This window comes from Micromonospora sp. WMMA2032 (genome assembly GCF_002688545.1).
In the GTDB taxonomy this organism is placed as follows: domain Bacteria; phylum Actinomycetota; class Actinomycetes; order Mycobacteriales; family Micromonosporaceae; genus Micromonospora; species Micromonospora sediminicola.
The window spans coordinates 6,376,649-6,390,143 of sequence record NZ_CP024052.1; the positions used below are offsets into that span (position 1 = coordinate 6,376,649).

Consider the following 13,495-nt stretch of genomic DNA (forward strand, 5'->3'; position numbering starts at 1 on the left):
CCGCCCGCCGAGCACCGCCGAGTACGAGGAGAGCCCGTGCGCCTGTCTGATCTGCGCGGACGTCACGTCGCCGTCTGGGGCGCCGGTCGCGAGGGCCGGGCCGCGGTGACCGCGATCGCCGCGCACGGTCCGGCCGGCCTGGTCGCCGTGGACGACAGCGCGAACTTCCTCACCCTGCCCTGGGAGGGCCCGCTCGCCGCGGCGGCGCCGCTGGTCACCGGCGAGGAGGGCTTCGCGCGGCTGGCCGCCGCCGACGTGGTGGTCCGGTCGCCGGGGGTGCCGAACACCCACCCGTGGATGGTGGAGCTGCGCCGCCGGTCCGTCCCGGTGACGCAGGGCAGCGCGCTCTGGATGGCCGACCACGCGGACCGCACCGTCGGGGTGACCGGCAGCAAGGGCAAGAGCACCACTTCCAGCCTGATCAGTCACCTGCTCACCGCGATGGACCGGCCGAACGTCTTCGGCGGCAACATCGGCGTGCCCCTGCTCGACCTGCCCGAGGCGGGCCTGTACGTGCTGGAGCTGTCCAGCTACCAGTGCGCCGACCTGACCGACTCGCCCCGGGTGGCGGTGGTGACCGCGCTGTTCCCCGAGCACCTGGACGCGCACGGCGGCGAGCGGGAGTACTACCGGGACAAGCTGAACCTGGTCGCGCACGGCCCGCACACGGTCGTGGTCAACGGCGCCGACCCGCGGCTGGCCGTGGAGCTGGGCGACCGGGCGGCGGTGCGGGCCGGCTCGCCGGACACCACCCACGTGGCCACCGGTCCGGACGGCACGCGGTGGTTCCACCTGCGGGACACGCCGTTGTTCCCGCGCGCGGTGCTGCCGCTGGTCGGGCGGCACAACGAGGGCAACCTCTGCGTGGCGCTCGCCGTGCTCGACGCGCTCGGCGTCGACGTGGTGGCGCGCAGGGACAGCCTCGCCGTGGCGGTCGCCGAGTTCCAGGGCCTGGCCCACCGGCTCACCGAGATCCCCGACCCGTCCGGGCTCACGTTCGTCGACGACACGCTCGCCACCAGCCCGTACGCGGCCATGCACGCGATCGACGCGTACGAGGGCCGGCCGCTGACCGTGATCGTCGGCGGCACGGACCGAGGGCTCGACTACACCCCGCTGCGGGAGCACCTGGCCGAGCGGGAGATCACCGTGATCGGCATCCCGGACAGCGGTCCCCGCATCGTCGAGGCGCTGGCCGGGCTGCCGGCGGTCCGCACCGAGCTGGCCGAGGACCTGGTGGCCGCCGTCGGCCTGTCCCGCAAGCTCACCCCCGCCGGCGGGGTGGTGCTGCTGTCCCCGGCGGCGCCCAGTTACGGGCGGTTCCGCAACTTCGAGCACCGCTCCGAGGTGTTCGCCCAGGCGGTCGCCGACACGGCCCGCTGAGGTCAGCCCCGGTCCGCCGGTCCGCCCCGCGACTCCGCCGGCACCGCGTCGTGGGCCGGCAGCGCGTCGCGGCCCGGTGCGTCGTGCGCCGGTGGCGTGTCGTCGTGGGCCGGCAGGGCGTCGTCGGTCGGCTCGCGGGGTGCGGGCGGCGGGTTCCCGGCGGTCGGGGCGGCCCGTCCGGACCGCTGCTTGGCCGGTGTCCAGGCGAACGCGAGCGCGCCGCCGACCAACGTCAGCAGCATGCCGATGAGGAATCCGCCCAGGTTCGAGGTGAGCCAGGAGACCAGCCCGAGCAGCAGCGAGAGCAGCGCGTAGAAGACCCGCTGCTGCGGGGTGGCGATCAGCAGCACCCCGCAGAGCACGAGGACCGCCGGGACCAGGTACGCGGCCAGGCCCTGCGGCCCGACGTGCAGCAGCACCCCGAGTGGCGCGCGCAGCGTCACCAGCATCTCCGCGCCGCCGAGCGCGATGAGCAGCCCGGCGGTGAACGGCCGGGCCCGTCGCCAGCGGCGCCAGCGCCCACGGGTGCGGGTGGCCGGCGCCGCGTGCTGTCCGCCGGTCACGTCAGCACCCGTCGGAGCTGAAGCCCATACGCAGGTTGGGCAGCGTGAAGATCGCGGCGGTGGTGGCGTAGTTGTTCTGCCGCAGGTTGGTGATGGTCACCGTGTCGGCCTGCTGGGCGAAGACGCCCGGGTTGCCAGTGACGCCGGGGACCTGGTCGACCGTGCTGGCGTCCTGCCCGACGTTGATCTTCTTGAACGAGGCGTTGCCGGCGATCTCGTCGCCGTCGACGACGAGCGTGCGGGCGGTGACCGGCTTGCCGGAGCCGCCGGCGGTGATCCGCAGGTTGGTCCCGCCCAGGTTGATGCTCTGGCACAGGTTGGTCAGCTCGGCCTTGTCGATGGCCGAGACGATGACGAGCACCTGACCGCCGGTGTCGCCCTGGTTCGGGCTGTCCGGGATCATCTGGTCGAGCGTGGCGAACTGCTCGAACCCGGTGCCCTCCAGCCGGTCGGCGGTGACGGTGAACGGCATGCCGGAGATGGCGAACTGCGCACCGAGCACGCCCTGCGCGGTCAGCACCACCATGCCGGCGGCCCCGGCCGCCACCGCGCCGAGGGTGACGGCGAACCGGCGCCAGCGGACGCCGCTGCTCGGCTGGTCGGCCTCGATCGGTGCGGTCTGCTCCGACATGGCGGCTCCCTTTCGAGATCAATTCATTCGCGACGATGTGAATTGGCTTTGCGGGGTTTCCGCGCCACGGAGGCGCAGGCCGAAGTTACCGCTGGGTAAAGGGGCGGTCAACAGCCCGTAGCGGCGAGTTGGGCGGCATGTGTGAATTGCGGCCAAAGTGAAAAACCGCAGCGGTTTCCCACCGGGTCGGTCAGGGTTGGCCGGTCGGCGCGCAGGGCGCGGTCGTGCTCGGACCGTCGTCCGGACGGGTCGGTCGGGTGGCCCGCCGGGCGCCGTCGGGCCCCAGGAACGGCGCGGTGGCCGCGTACGTGAGCACCGGCAGCAGCGCCGGCAACTCCTCGGCCCGTCCCTGCGCCACCCGGCCCCGGATCGTGGCGTGGATGCCACCGACCACCGTGGACACCAGCACGTCCCGGTCCACCCCGGTGACCGCCGGCCCGGGACCCGCGTCGGCGAAGAACCGGCGGAAGCTGTGCAGCAGCGCGTCCCGTTCCCGGCGGGCGTCCGGACCGGCCGCGTCCACCTCGACCAGCGCCATCCGGGCGAAGGCGGGCACGCTGGCGAGCACGTCGAGCAGCGTGCGCAGCGCCGCCCGGGCGGCGTCCGGCCAGTCCGGCCCGGCGTCCCGGTAGGCGCCCTCCATCAGCTGCGAGACCACCGAGATGCCGTGCCGGTACGCGGCGAGGAACGCGTCCTGCTTGCCGCTGAACAGCGCGTAGAACGCCGGCCGGGTGACCCCGGCGGCATGGCAGATGTCGCTGACCCGGGCGGCGTCGTACCCCCGGGTCGCGACCTCCCGCACCAGCCCGTCGAAGAGGCGGTCGCGTTGGGTCGCCGCCACCTCCTCGGCCGGCACCCGCCGCGGGCCGCGCTTGATGGCGCGGTCGGGGTCGCGGCCGTGCCGCGCGCCCGGTAGCGGGGCGGGCGCCGGCGGTGGCGGGCTCTGCGTGGTCAAGATATCGGCCTTCCTTGATGCGTTGACTTTACGACCCTCTGAGGTTTATAACTTTCGACACGCTCAGTCCACGCTCCGTCACCGCTGGTGATCTCTCGTACGGTCACCCCTGTCGCGTCGAAGGAGGGCCCGAATGGCTGCCATTATCGCCGCCCACGGGCGTCCTCCCAAGGGCGGAGAGAAGCAGGTGACGCGGCGTCGCCGCAGTGCCCCACGCCGCCGGTCCCGCTGAGTCGCGGCGGCTCACCACCCCCGGCGCCGTCCGTCCCGGACGTCGCCGGCACGTCCCCGTCCCACCCCCGGAAGGAACCCCCATGCCCAGGTACGGACGCATCGGCGCGGGCCTCGCCGCCCTGGCGCTGCTGACCGGTCTGGTCGGCGCCGCCCCCGCCACCGCCGCCCCCTCCACCTCGCTGGCCAGCGCCGTGCTGACCTACCCGAGCGTCGCCGGCACCGCCGTGTCGGTCAACGACGTCATCCAGGCCAGCCTGAAGAGCGGCACCAACGCCACCTTCTACTCGTCGGCCAGCGGCACCAGCGGCATCAAGTGCGCCGCGTCCAGCTTCAGCGCGAAGGTGCTGAGCAACCCGACCGCTCCCGGCACCGCCACCGAGAGCCTCACCGCGCAGACGTTCAGCAGCTGCACCACGAACGTCTTCGGCACCACCGGCGTGCAGAGCGTGACCGTCAACAACCTGCCCTACACCACGTCGGTCACCAGCGCGGGCGTGGTCACCATCTCCGGCACCGCGGCCGCGCCGATCCAGAGCACGGTCGTGCTGAACTCCCTGCTCGGCCCGATCACCTGCGTCTACCGGACCAGCACGAACACGCTCACCGGCACGGCGGCCAACGCCACCAACTCGATCGCCTTCACCAACCAGACCCTGACCAAGTTCTCCGGCCCGTCGCTCTGCTTCGGCACCGCGTACTTCACCGCGACCTACTCGCCGGTGAAGGACACCAGCAAGACCGGCAGCCCGGCCGTCTACGTCAACTGAGCACCCGACCCATCGGCCGGCGCGCGGCGGTTCGCCGTGCGCCGGCCACCGGTCCGGGCCGGTCAGCCGGTCGTCAGCACGGCGTGCAACGCGCGCATCGACCGCAGCGCGGAGCGGATCTCCTGCAGATAGCGGCCGGGGGTCAGGGTCGGCTCCGGCACCGGAACCGGCGCGCTCGCCGCCGGGTCCACCCCGACCGTCTCGATGCCGCACCCGTACGGCACGGCCAGCGTCCGCAGCGCGTCGCAGTGCTGGAACGGCACGTAGATCGGCGCGGTCACCATCAGCACCGGGTCACCGGCGCGCAGCCGGACGTGCTCGGCCCAGAACCGCTGCGTGTCGGCGGTGTGCGCGCGGCGGCGCTCCGGCTCGCTCGACGGCGCGGCGAGCACCCGGACCGGGGGCAGCCCGGCCGGCCGGTAGGTGCGCGACGACCAGGCGCGGTGCGGGTGGTCGGCCGGCCCGCCGCCCTCCCGCGCCGGCTCGTCCACCCCGAACGCCAGCCGTACGCCGGCGTCCAGGACGTCCACCTCGGTGGCGCACCCGGGCACCCCGGCCCCGGCCAGCATCGCCGACTCGGCCGGGGAGAGCGGCCGGAAGCTGCCCAGCACCGCCACCTCGCCGGCCACCCGGGCCGTGCGGGCCAGCAGCGCCGCGTACGCGGTGCGCCGCAGGCACGCGTGCGCCAGCCCGCCGAGGACCAGCAGGTGCGCGTACCCGGAGCGGGCCGGCGGGGTGGCCCGGACCAGGCCCAGCGCCGTGGCCGCGGCCAGCACCAGTCCGGCGGTCCCCGGGTCGAACGCCGGTTCCCGGGCGTCCGGGCGTTCCCGCCCCTGGCGGAAGTCCCAGCGCCGGGCGGAGAACACGTCCAGCCCGGCCAGCACCGCCGTCAGGTCGCCGGCCGGCCAGTCGCCGCCGAAGCGGGCCACCAGGCCGCGCAGTGGCGGTGACTCCACCCAGGACCGCACTCCGGACAGCAGCTCCGCGTGGCTCGTCCCCGCCACGCCGGCCGGCAGCTCCACCTGAGTCGTCCGCACCCGGCGGATGCTACCGGCGGCGCCTGTCGGTCGCGGCCGTGACGCGACCGCGCTGCGGATCGCGTGGTAGAGCACGTCGACCGGCGACGGGAAGCTCGGCAGATGGCCCGTTTCGCTCCGGAAAGCGCAACGACCGCTTGACGTGGTGTCAGGTCGGGGGCGTCGCCGCGCGACACAGTGGCAGTTGTCCCTGTCCGGGCGCGGTGGGAGCGTGCGGGGACCAGACCGCCGCTGAAGGGTGCGCCGATGACGTCCGACGACCTCCTCGCCCGGCACCGGGCCGTACTCCCGTCCTGGATGCCGCTCTACTACGCCGAACCGCTGGAACTCGTCGCCGGGTCCGGTCGTCGGGTCACCGACGCGGCCGGTCGCAGCTACCTGGACTTCTTCGGCGGGGTGCTGACCACCATGGTCGGCCACGACATCCCGGAGATCCGGGAGGCGGTCGAGCGGCAGCTGCGCACCGGCCTCGTGCACACCTCCACGCTCTACCTGATCCGGCAGCAGGTGGAACTGGCCGAGAAGGTCGCCCGGCTCTCCGGCATCCCCGACGCCCGCGTCTTCTTCACCAACTCCGGCACCGAGGCCAACGAGGCCGCCCTGCTGGTCGCCACCAACCACCGGCGCTCGCACCAGATCCTCGCCGTGCGCAACAGCTACCACGGCCGGTCGTACGCGGCGATGGGCGTGACCGGCAACCGCGGCTGGTCGGCCAGCGCGCTCAACCCGTTGCAGGTGGCCTGGCTGCACTCCGGCGAGCGGCTGCGCGGCCTGCTGGCCCGGCTCGACGCCGACGACCGGGTCGACGCCGCGGTCGAGGACCTGCGCGAGGTGCTCGCCACCCAGACCGCCGGCGACGTGGCCTGCCTGATCGCCGAGCCGATCCAGGGCGTCGGCGGCTTCGTGCACGGCCCGGACGGGCTCCTCGCCGCCTGGAAGAAGGTGCTCGACGAGCACGGCATCCTGCTGATCAGCGACGAGGTGCAGACCGGCTGGGGGCGCACCGGCGAGCACTTCTGGGGCTACCAGGCGCACGGCGTGACACCGGACCTGCTCACCTTCGCCAAGGGCGTCGGCAACGGCTTCGCCCTGGCCGGCGTGGTCGGCCGGGCCGAGATCCTGGAGTCGGTGCCGGCGATCAGCTTCTCCACCTTCGGCGGCAACCCGATCTCCACCGCCGCCGGCAACGCGGTGCTCGACTACCTGCTCGACCACGACCTGCAGGCCAACGCGGCCCGGGTCGGCGCGATCCTCGCCGACGGCCTGCGCGCGGCCGCCGCCGAGCTGGACCAGGTCGCCGAGGTACGCGGCAAGGGCCTGATGCTGGCCGTCGAGTTCGTCCGCCCCGGCACCGTCGAGCCGGACGCGGAGCTGACCACCCGGGTCTTCGAGGCGTGCCGCGCCGGCGGCCTGCTGGTCGGCAAGGGCGGGCTGTACGGCAACGTGGTGCGGATGGGTCCGCCGCTGACGCTGACCGAGGACGAGGCCCGCGAGGGCCTGGCCATCCTGGTCGACGCGATCCGGTCGTCGGTCGGAGAGGCGGCGTGAGCGTGATCGGGCACTACGTCGACGGCAAGCCGACCGCCGGAGAGTCCGAGCGGCGCGGCGACGTCTTCGACCCGGCCACCGGCCGCCGTAGCGCCCGGGTGGCGCTGGCCGGCGCGGCCGACGTGGCCGGCGCGGTGGAGGCCGCCGAGCGCGCCGCCCGCGCCTGGCGGGACGCCTCCCTGGCCCGACGCACGGCGGTGCTGTTCGCGTTCCGGGAGCTGGTGCACGCCCGCCGGGACCGGCTCGCCGAGGTGATCACCGCCGAGCACGGCAAGGTGCTCGCGGACGCCGCCGGCGAGGTGCAACGCGGGCTCGAGGTGATCGAGTACGCCTGCGGCATCCCCTCGGCGCTGCGCGGCGGGTTCAGCGAGAACGTCTCCACCGAGGTCGACTCCTACAGCCTGCGGCAACCGCTGGGCGTGGTCGCGGTGATCTCCCCGTTCAACTTCCCGGTGATGGTGCCGCTCTGGTTCGTGCCGGTGGCGGTGGCCTGCGGCAACGCGGTGGTGCTCAAGCCGAGCGAGAAGGACCCGAGTGCCGCCCTGCTGCTCGCCGGGTGGTTCACCGAGGCGGGCCTGCCCGACGGTGTGCTCAACGTGGTCAACGGCGACAAGGAGGCGGTCGACGCCCTGCTCGACCACCCCGGCGTACGGGCCGTGTCGTTCGTCGGCTCCACCCCGGTGGCCCGGTACGTGCACCAGCGCGGCGCGCTGGCCGGCAAGCGGGTGCAGGCGCTGGGCGGGGCGAAGAACCACATGGTGGTGCTCCCCGACGCCGACCTGGACCTGGCCGCCGACGCGGCGGTCAACGCCGGGTTCGGCTCGGCGGGGGAGCGGTGCATGGCGGTCTCCGCCCTGGTGGCGGTGGAGCCGGTGGCGGACGCGCTGGTCGAGCGGATCGCCGAGCGGATCGGCCGGCTGCGCACCGGGGACGGTCGACGTGGCTGCGACATGGGTCCGCTGGTCACCGCCGCGCACGCCGAGCGGGTGCGTTCCTACGTGGAGTCCGGGATCGCGGCCGGCGCGGTGCCGGTGGTGGACGGGCGGGACGTCACGCCGGACGGCGAGCCGGGCGGCTTCTGGCTCGGCCCGACGCTGTTCGACCACGTCACCCCGGACATGTCGATCTACGCCGACGAGATCTTCGGCCCGGTGCTGAGCGTGCTGCGCGTCGGCTCGTACGACGAGGCGGTGGAACTGGTCAACGCGAACCCGTACGGCAACGGCACGGCGATCTTCACCAACGACGGCGGGGCCGCCCGGCGGTACCAGCACGAGGTGGAGGTCGGCATGGTCGGGATCAACGTGCCGATCCCGGTGCCGATGGCCTACTACTCGTTCGGCGGGTGGAAGGCGTCGCTCTTCGGCGACCTGCACGCGCACGGCGCGGACGGGGTCGCGTTCTTCACCCGGGGCAAGGTGGTCACCAGCCGCTGGCTCGACCCGCGCCACGGCGGGGTCAACCTCGGCTTCCCCACCCAGACCTGAGCAGCCGCAGCAGTCCCGCCCCGGCCAGGTACGCCACCAGCGCCGGGGCGGGCAGGCCGAGCGGCTCGGCCGCCTCCTTCGGCGCGAGGCTGTTCAGCAGCAGACCGGCGACGAGGGCGGCGTACCCGGCGACGGCCAGCGCGGTCGACACCCGGCCGTGCGCGCGGGCTCGGCCACGGCCGCCGGGCGGGCCCGACGGGCGGCGGGTGCGGGCCTCGATCGGGCCGAAGACGGCGACCAGCACGGCCAGCACCACGGCCAGGGCCGCCAGCCACGGGATCCGCCAGGCCCACCAGGTCGCCGTGCCGACCGGTGCGGTGGGCAGCACGCCGAGCGCGTCGAGCAGACCGACCAGCAGGATCGCGGCGGTCAGGTGCCAGAGGAAGACGGTGAGCACCACCGCGTTGACCGCGATCACCGCCTGCCACGGGCCGGAACGGCGCAGCCAGCGCCCGGCCGGACCGCGCAGCAGCAGGATCAGCCCGAGCTGGGCGGCGGCCGCGGCGAGCAGCGCCAGGCTCGGCGGCGCCGCGTTGTCCAGCCGCTCGCCGGGCACGTGCAGCATCGCCACCGGGTACGGCCCGACGACCGTGAGCAGCACCAGCGTGACCAGGCCGCCGGCCAGCAGGATCGTGCCGGCCCGGGGGGAGAGCGGCAGCTCGCGTCGGCGCAACCCGGTCCGCTCGTGACCCCGGCGGCCGTCGGCGCGGCCGACGGCGTCGTGCGGTCCGACGCCCGTCGCCGCCGATCTGCCGGGACGGCCGGCACCGGGCGTGTCGCTGGTCGGCTGCGCCGGTCGGGTCGCGTCGTACCAGGCGAAACCGAGCTGGTGCACGGCCAGCCAGGCGAACAGGTAGTTGCCGTCGGCAAGGCCGGCCGGACCGAGGAGCCGGCCGAGGTCACCGAGCGCGACGAGCGCGACCAGCGCCGCCGGCACGACCAGCCCGAACCGGCGGTGCAGCGCCACCATCGGCGGGGTCAGCGCCACCACCGCGAAGTACGCCACCAGGAACCAGAGCGGGATGGTGGCGAACCAGACCACGGTGCGCACCTGCGTCGCCTCGGCGCCGCGCAGCGTGGCGACCGTGGCGCCGGCGGCGAGCACCAGCAGCAACGTGGTGGTCGGTCGGACCAGGCGGGCGCTGCGGTCCACCAGCCAGCCGGTCGCGGATCCGCCGCGACGCCGGCGGGCGGCCAGCGAGGCGGCGTTGGCATAGCCGCCGACCAGGAAGAACACCGGCATCACCTGGGCCACCCAGGTCAGCGGCCAGGTCCAGGGCAGGTCGGCCAGCGCCGAGCGGCCGGCCGGGCGGCCGTGCTCGTACCCGATCACGGTGACGCCCCAGTGGCCGAGCACGACCATGGTGATGGCCAGCGCCCGGAGCAGGTCGACGTAGCGCTCCCGCCCCGGCGGCGTGCGCTCGGCGAGCTGCCGCAGGCGGCGCATGGGGCCAGGCTATGCCAGCCATCGGCGACCGGTACGGATAACGGATCGGTCGAGAAGTCTTGTGATCCGCGTCGCGTCAGCGTAGAAATTCTTCAGCAACAACAGCCGATGTGAAGACAAGCGACAGATCCGCCACCCCGCGTACGAACCGAGGAGTTGCGATGAACAGGCGTGAGATCCTCCGGCGCAGCGCCGCCGCCGGTCTGCTGGCCACCCCCGCCGCCGGTCTGCTCGCCGGCTGCGCCACCTCCGGTGGCGACGACAAGGGCGAGGGTGGCGCGTACCAGGGCACCAAGAGCGAGCAGAACCCGCTCGGGGTGAAGGAGGACGCGCCACTGGAGGTGGTGATCTTCAACGGCGGCTTCGGCGAGGAGTACGCCAAGGCGCACGAGGCCATGTACAAGGAGAAGTACCCGAAGGCGGAGATCAAGCACTCGGCCACCGCGGAGATCAGCAAGACGCTCCAGCCCCGTTTCGTCGACGGCAGCCCGCCGGACGTGGTCAACAACTCCGGCGCCGGCCAGATCGACTTCAACGGCCTGGTCTCCCAGAACGCGATCGCCGACCTGGGCGAGCTGCTCGCCGCGCCCAGCCTCGACACGCCCGGCAAGACGGTGAAGGACACGCTGCTGCCCGGCACCGTCGAGGTCGGCTCCTACGACGGCCGGTTCCTGGTGCTCAACTACACCTACACGGTCTACGGCATCTGGCACTCGACCAAGCTCTTCGCCGACCGCGGCTGGACCTACGCCAAGACCTGGGACGAGCACATCGCGCTCTGCCGCCAGATCAAGGCCGCCGGCATCGCCCCCTGGACGTACGCCGGCGTGCACCCCCGCTACATGAGCTGGCCGCTGATCTCCACCGCGATCAAGCTGGGCGGTCCCTCGGTCGCGCTGGCCATCGACAACCTGGAGCCCAACGCCTGGAAGTCGGACGCCATGAAGACCGCCGCCGACGCCTGGCACCAGATCGTCAAGGACAAGTTCATCCTCGACGGCTCGCCGGGCCTGGACCACAAGCAGTCGCAGACCGCCTGGTGTCAGGGCAAGGCCGCGTTCATCTCCTGCGGCTCCTGGCTGGAGAGCGAGCAGAAGGACGTCACGCCGGCCGGCTTCAACATGACCGTCGCGCCGACGCCGAGCCTGGGCAGCGGCGACAAGCTGCCGTTCGAGGCGATCCGGGGCACCGCGGGCGAGCCGTTCATGGTGCCGGCGAAGGCGAAGAACGTGGCCGGCGGGCTGGAGTACTTCCGCACCATGCTGTCGCGCAAGGGCGCCCAGGACTTCACGAAGAAGGTCGCCAGCCTGCCCGTGGTCGCCGGCGCCACCGAGGGCATCGACCTGCCGTACGGGCTCAGCACCGTGGTCAAGGCGCTGGACGCGTCCGGCTCCAACGGCTTCAACTGGGTCTACAACAACTACTACCGCAAGCTGGAGCGCAACCTGGTCGACGCGGCCTGCGGCGAGTTCTTCAGCGGCCGGATCTCCCCGGCGGAGTTCCTCGACCAGTGCCAGAAGGGCGCCGACTCGATCGCGCAGGACAGCTCGGTGAAGAAGTACAAGCGGGCCGCGTGACGCTCGGATGCGACACGGCCGATACCCGCTGATCCTCAGCTTCCTGCTGCCACCGCTGGCGCTCTACGGCATCTTCGTGCTCTCGCCGTACCTTCAGGCGTTCCAGATCTCGACCACCGACTGGCTGGGCTACTCGGCGGAGGCCGACCCGGTCGGCCTGGCGAACTTCCGCACCCTGCTGCACGACGGGTACGTCTGGAACGCGTTGAAGAACAACGCCATCCTGCTCGCGGTGGTGCCGGTGGTGACCATCGCGCTGGGCCTCTTCTTCGCCAGCATGCTCACCATGGGCGGGCGCAAGGGCCGCGCCGGCGTCACCGGGGTACGCGGGACGGCCGTCTACCGGCTCGTCTACTTCTTCCCGCAGGTGCTCTCCGTGGTGATCATCGCGTTGCTGTGGAAGGAGATCTACAGCCCGACCAGCGGTCTGCTCAACGGCGGGCTGCGGGCGGTCGGGCTGGCCACCCCGGCCTGGCTCGGCGACCCGAGGTTCGCGTTCTGGTGCGTGCTGGCCGTGATGGTGTGGAGCAACGTCGGGTTCTACGTGGTGCTGTTCGGCGCCGCGATGCAGGCCATCCCGCGCGACATCTACGAGGCGGTGCTGCTCGACGGCGCCTCCCGCGCCACCATGCTGCGGAAGATCACCATCCCGCTGCTCTGGGACACCATCCAGGTGGCCTGGATCTACCTGGCCATCGCGGCGCTGGACGGTTTCATCCTGGTGCAGCTCATGACCAACGGCGGGCCGAACTTCTCCTCCGACGTGATCGGCCTGCGCATGTACGACACCTCGTTCGGCAGCGAGAACAAGTTCGGGTACGCCTCCGCGATCGGCGTGGCCATGTTCTTCCTGACCCTCTCGGTGGCGGTGCTGGCGCTGCGGACCGCCCGGCGTGATCGGATCGAGTACTCGTGACCACAGTGGATACCGGCGCCCCGACCGCCGTCGCGACCGGCGCGGCCACCCCGGCCGACCGTCCGCCCCGGCGTGAGCTGGGCGTGGCGAACGTCTTCTCGCACGGCTTCCTGCTGCTCTGGGCGGCGATGACGATCCTGCCGCTGGCCTGGATGGTGCTCAGCTCGCTGAAGAGCAACGGGGAGATCATCGCCGATCCCTGGGGCCTGCCCGAGGCGCTGCGGTTCGACAACTGGGGGCGGGCCTGGACCAACGCCCACATCGGCCGGTTCTTCTTCAACAGCCTGGTGGTGGTGACCGGCTCGCTGACGCTGACCATGCTGCTCGGCGCCACCGCCGCGTACGTCTTCGCGCGCTACGAGTTCCGCGGCCGTCAGGTGGTCTACTACCTGTTCGTCGGCGGAATGATGTTCCCGGTGTTCCTGGCCCTGGTGCCGCTGTTCTTCGTGGTGCGCAGCGTCGGCCTGCTCGGCACCTGGCCGGGCCTGATCCTGGTCTACACCGCATACTCGCTGCCGTTCACGGTGTTCTTCCTGACCGCCTTCTTCCGGACGCTGCCGACCTCGATCGCGGAGGCCGCCATGATCGACGGCTGCGGGCACTTCCGGCTTTTCTTCCGGGTGATGCTGCCGATGGCGCGACCGGGACTGATCAGCGTCGGCATCTTCAACTTCCTCAGTCACTGGAACCAGTTCCTGCTGCCCCAGGTGCTCATCCCCGGCGACGGGCAGGACCGGATGCTCGCCCAGGGACTCAGTTCGCTCGCGGTCAGCCAGGGTTACGCCGGCGACTACGCCCAGCTCTTCGCCGGCCTGACCATCGCCGTGCTGCCGGTGCTCGTGGTCTACGTGGCGTTCCAGCGGCAGGTCCAGGCCGGCCTGACCGCCGGGCAGCTCAAGTGAGGTCGTTGCCACAGGCAACGGGGCAGTGCGGATGACCGTGCTCCCCTA

The 13,495-nt window shown here is 72.7% G+C and carries 12 protein-coding genes; 7 read left to right on the plus strand and 5 right to left on the minus strand.

Features of this window, described 5'->3' with window-relative positions:
- Nucleotides 1-36: 36 nt before the first annotated feature.
- Nucleotides 37-1,383, plus strand: a complete 1,347-nt coding sequence (gene murD / locus CO540_RS29605) for a UDP-N-acetylmuramoyl-L-alanine--D-glutamate ligase (protein ID WP_099164449.1) — start codon at nucleotides 37-39, stop codon at nucleotides 1,381-1,383.
- A gap of 2 nt (nucleotides 1,384-1,385) precedes the next feature.
- Here murD and CO540_RS29610 read toward each other — a convergent pair whose 3' ends face one another.
- From CO540_RS29610 to CO540_RS29620, 3 genes are all read right to left on the minus strand, one after another.
- Complete coding sequence (locus tag CO540_RS29610) at nucleotides 1,386-1,946, minus strand: DUF6114 domain-containing protein (protein WP_253866278.1); 561 nt, start codon at nucleotides 1,944-1,946, stop codon at nucleotides 1,386-1,388.
- Nucleotide 1,947: 1 nt separating this feature from the next.
- Entirely contained in the window at nucleotides 1,948-2,577 is a 630-nt protein-coding gene (locus tag CO540_RS29615; RefSeq protein ID WP_091573490.1) for a DUF6230 family protein, read from the minus strand.
- 190 nt (nucleotides 2,578-2,767) lie between these two features.
- Nucleotides 2,768-3,532, minus strand: a complete 765-nt coding sequence (locus CO540_RS29620; RefSeq protein ID WP_099164450.1) for a TetR/AcrR family transcriptional regulator — start codon at nucleotides 3,530-3,532, stop codon at nucleotides 2,768-2,770.
- Between the two features lie 314 nt (nucleotides 3,533-3,846).
- On the opposite strand from CO540_RS29620, the gene CO540_RS29625 reads away from it, so the two are divergent.
- On the plus strand, nucleotides 3,847-4,533 hold the full coding sequence (locus CO540_RS29625; protein WP_099164451.1) for a Tat pathway signal sequence domain protein: 687 nt from the start codon (nucleotides 3,847-3,849) through the stop codon (nucleotides 4,531-4,533).
- A 62-nt stretch (nucleotides 4,534-4,595) separates the two neighbouring features.
- Here the strand turns inward: CO540_RS29625 and CO540_RS29630 are convergent, their stop codons facing one another.
- Complete coding sequence (locus CO540_RS29630) at nucleotides 4,596-5,555, minus strand: hypothetical protein (protein WP_099165021.1); 960 nt, start codon at nucleotides 5,553-5,555, stop codon at nucleotides 4,596-4,598.
- 261 nt (nucleotides 5,556-5,816) lie between these two features.
- Here CO540_RS29630 and CO540_RS29635 point away from each other — a divergent pair, with 261 nt between their 5' ends.
- Together CO540_RS29635 and CO540_RS29640 are read left to right on the plus strand one after the other, a co-directional pair.
- Nucleotides 5,817-7,118, plus strand: a complete 1,302-nt coding sequence (locus CO540_RS29635) for an aspartate aminotransferase family protein (RefSeq protein ID WP_099164452.1) — start codon at nucleotides 5,817-5,819, stop codon at nucleotides 7,116-7,118.
- On the plus strand, nucleotides 7,115-8,605 hold the full coding sequence (locus CO540_RS29640; protein WP_099164453.1) for a CoA-acylating methylmalonate-semialdehyde dehydrogenase: 1,491 nt from the start codon (nucleotides 7,115-7,117) through the stop codon (nucleotides 8,603-8,605). Before CO540_RS29635 ends, CO540_RS29640 begins: the two co-directional genes overlap by 4 nt.
- Here the strand turns inward: CO540_RS29640 and CO540_RS29645 are convergent.
- Nucleotides 8,577-10,052, minus strand: coding sequence for an acyltransferase (locus CO540_RS29645; protein ID WP_099164454.1), 1,476 nt, complete (start codon nucleotides 10,050-10,052; stop codon nucleotides 8,577-8,579). The genes CO540_RS29640 and CO540_RS29645 overlap by 29 nt on opposite strands.
- Before the next feature lie 161 nt (nucleotides 10,053-10,213).
- Here CO540_RS29645 and ngcE point away from each other — a divergent pair, with 161 nt between their 5' ends.
- From ngcE to CO540_RS29660, 3 genes are read left to right on the plus strand one after another with little or no spacing between them, the layout of a single operon-like run.
- Nucleotides 10,214-11,629, plus strand: coding sequence for an N-acetylglucosamine/diacetylchitobiose ABC transporter substrate-binding protein (ngcE, locus tag CO540_RS29650; protein ID WP_099164455.1), 1,416 nt, complete (start codon nucleotides 10,214-10,216; stop codon nucleotides 11,627-11,629).
- Nucleotides 11,630-11,636: 7 nt separating this feature from the next.
- Nucleotides 11,637-12,545 carry a carbohydrate ABC transporter permease gene (locus CO540_RS29655; protein WP_091573498.1) on the plus strand — a complete coding sequence of 303 codons (909 nt, stop codon included), beginning with the start codon at nucleotides 11,637-11,639 and terminating at the stop codon, nucleotides 12,543-12,545.
- Nucleotides 12,542-13,447, plus strand: coding sequence for a carbohydrate ABC transporter permease (locus tag CO540_RS29660; RefSeq protein WP_371682256.1), 906 nt, complete (start codon nucleotides 12,542-12,544; stop codon nucleotides 13,445-13,447). Before CO540_RS29655 ends, CO540_RS29660 begins: the two co-directional genes overlap by 4 nt.
- Nucleotides 13,448-13,495 lie beyond the last annotated feature (48 nt).

Coding starts and splice junctions, on each gene's coding strand:
- CO540_RS29615 (WP_091573490.1), bottom strand. CDS start 2,577: ATGTCGGAGCAGACCGCACCGATCGAGGCCGACCAGCCGAGCAGCGGC.
- CO540_RS29625 (WP_099164451.1), top strand. CDS start 3,847: ATGCCCAGGTACGGACGCATCGGCGCGGGCCTCGCCGCCCTGGCGCTG.
- CO540_RS29635 (WP_099164452.1), top strand. CDS start 5,817: ATGACGTCCGACGACCTCCTCGCCCGGCACCGGGCCGTACTCCCGTCC.
- CO540_RS29645 (WP_099164454.1), bottom strand. CDS start 10,052: ATGCGCCGCCTGCGGCAGCTCGCCGAGCGCACGCCGCCGGGGCGGGAG.
- ngcE (WP_099164455.1), top strand. CDS start 10,214: ATGAACAGGCGTGAGATCCTCCGGCGCAGCGCCGCCGCCGGTCTGCTG.
- CO540_RS29655 (WP_091573498.1), top strand. CDS start 11,637: ATGCGACACGGCCGATACCCGCTGATCCTCAGCTTCCTGCTGCCACCG.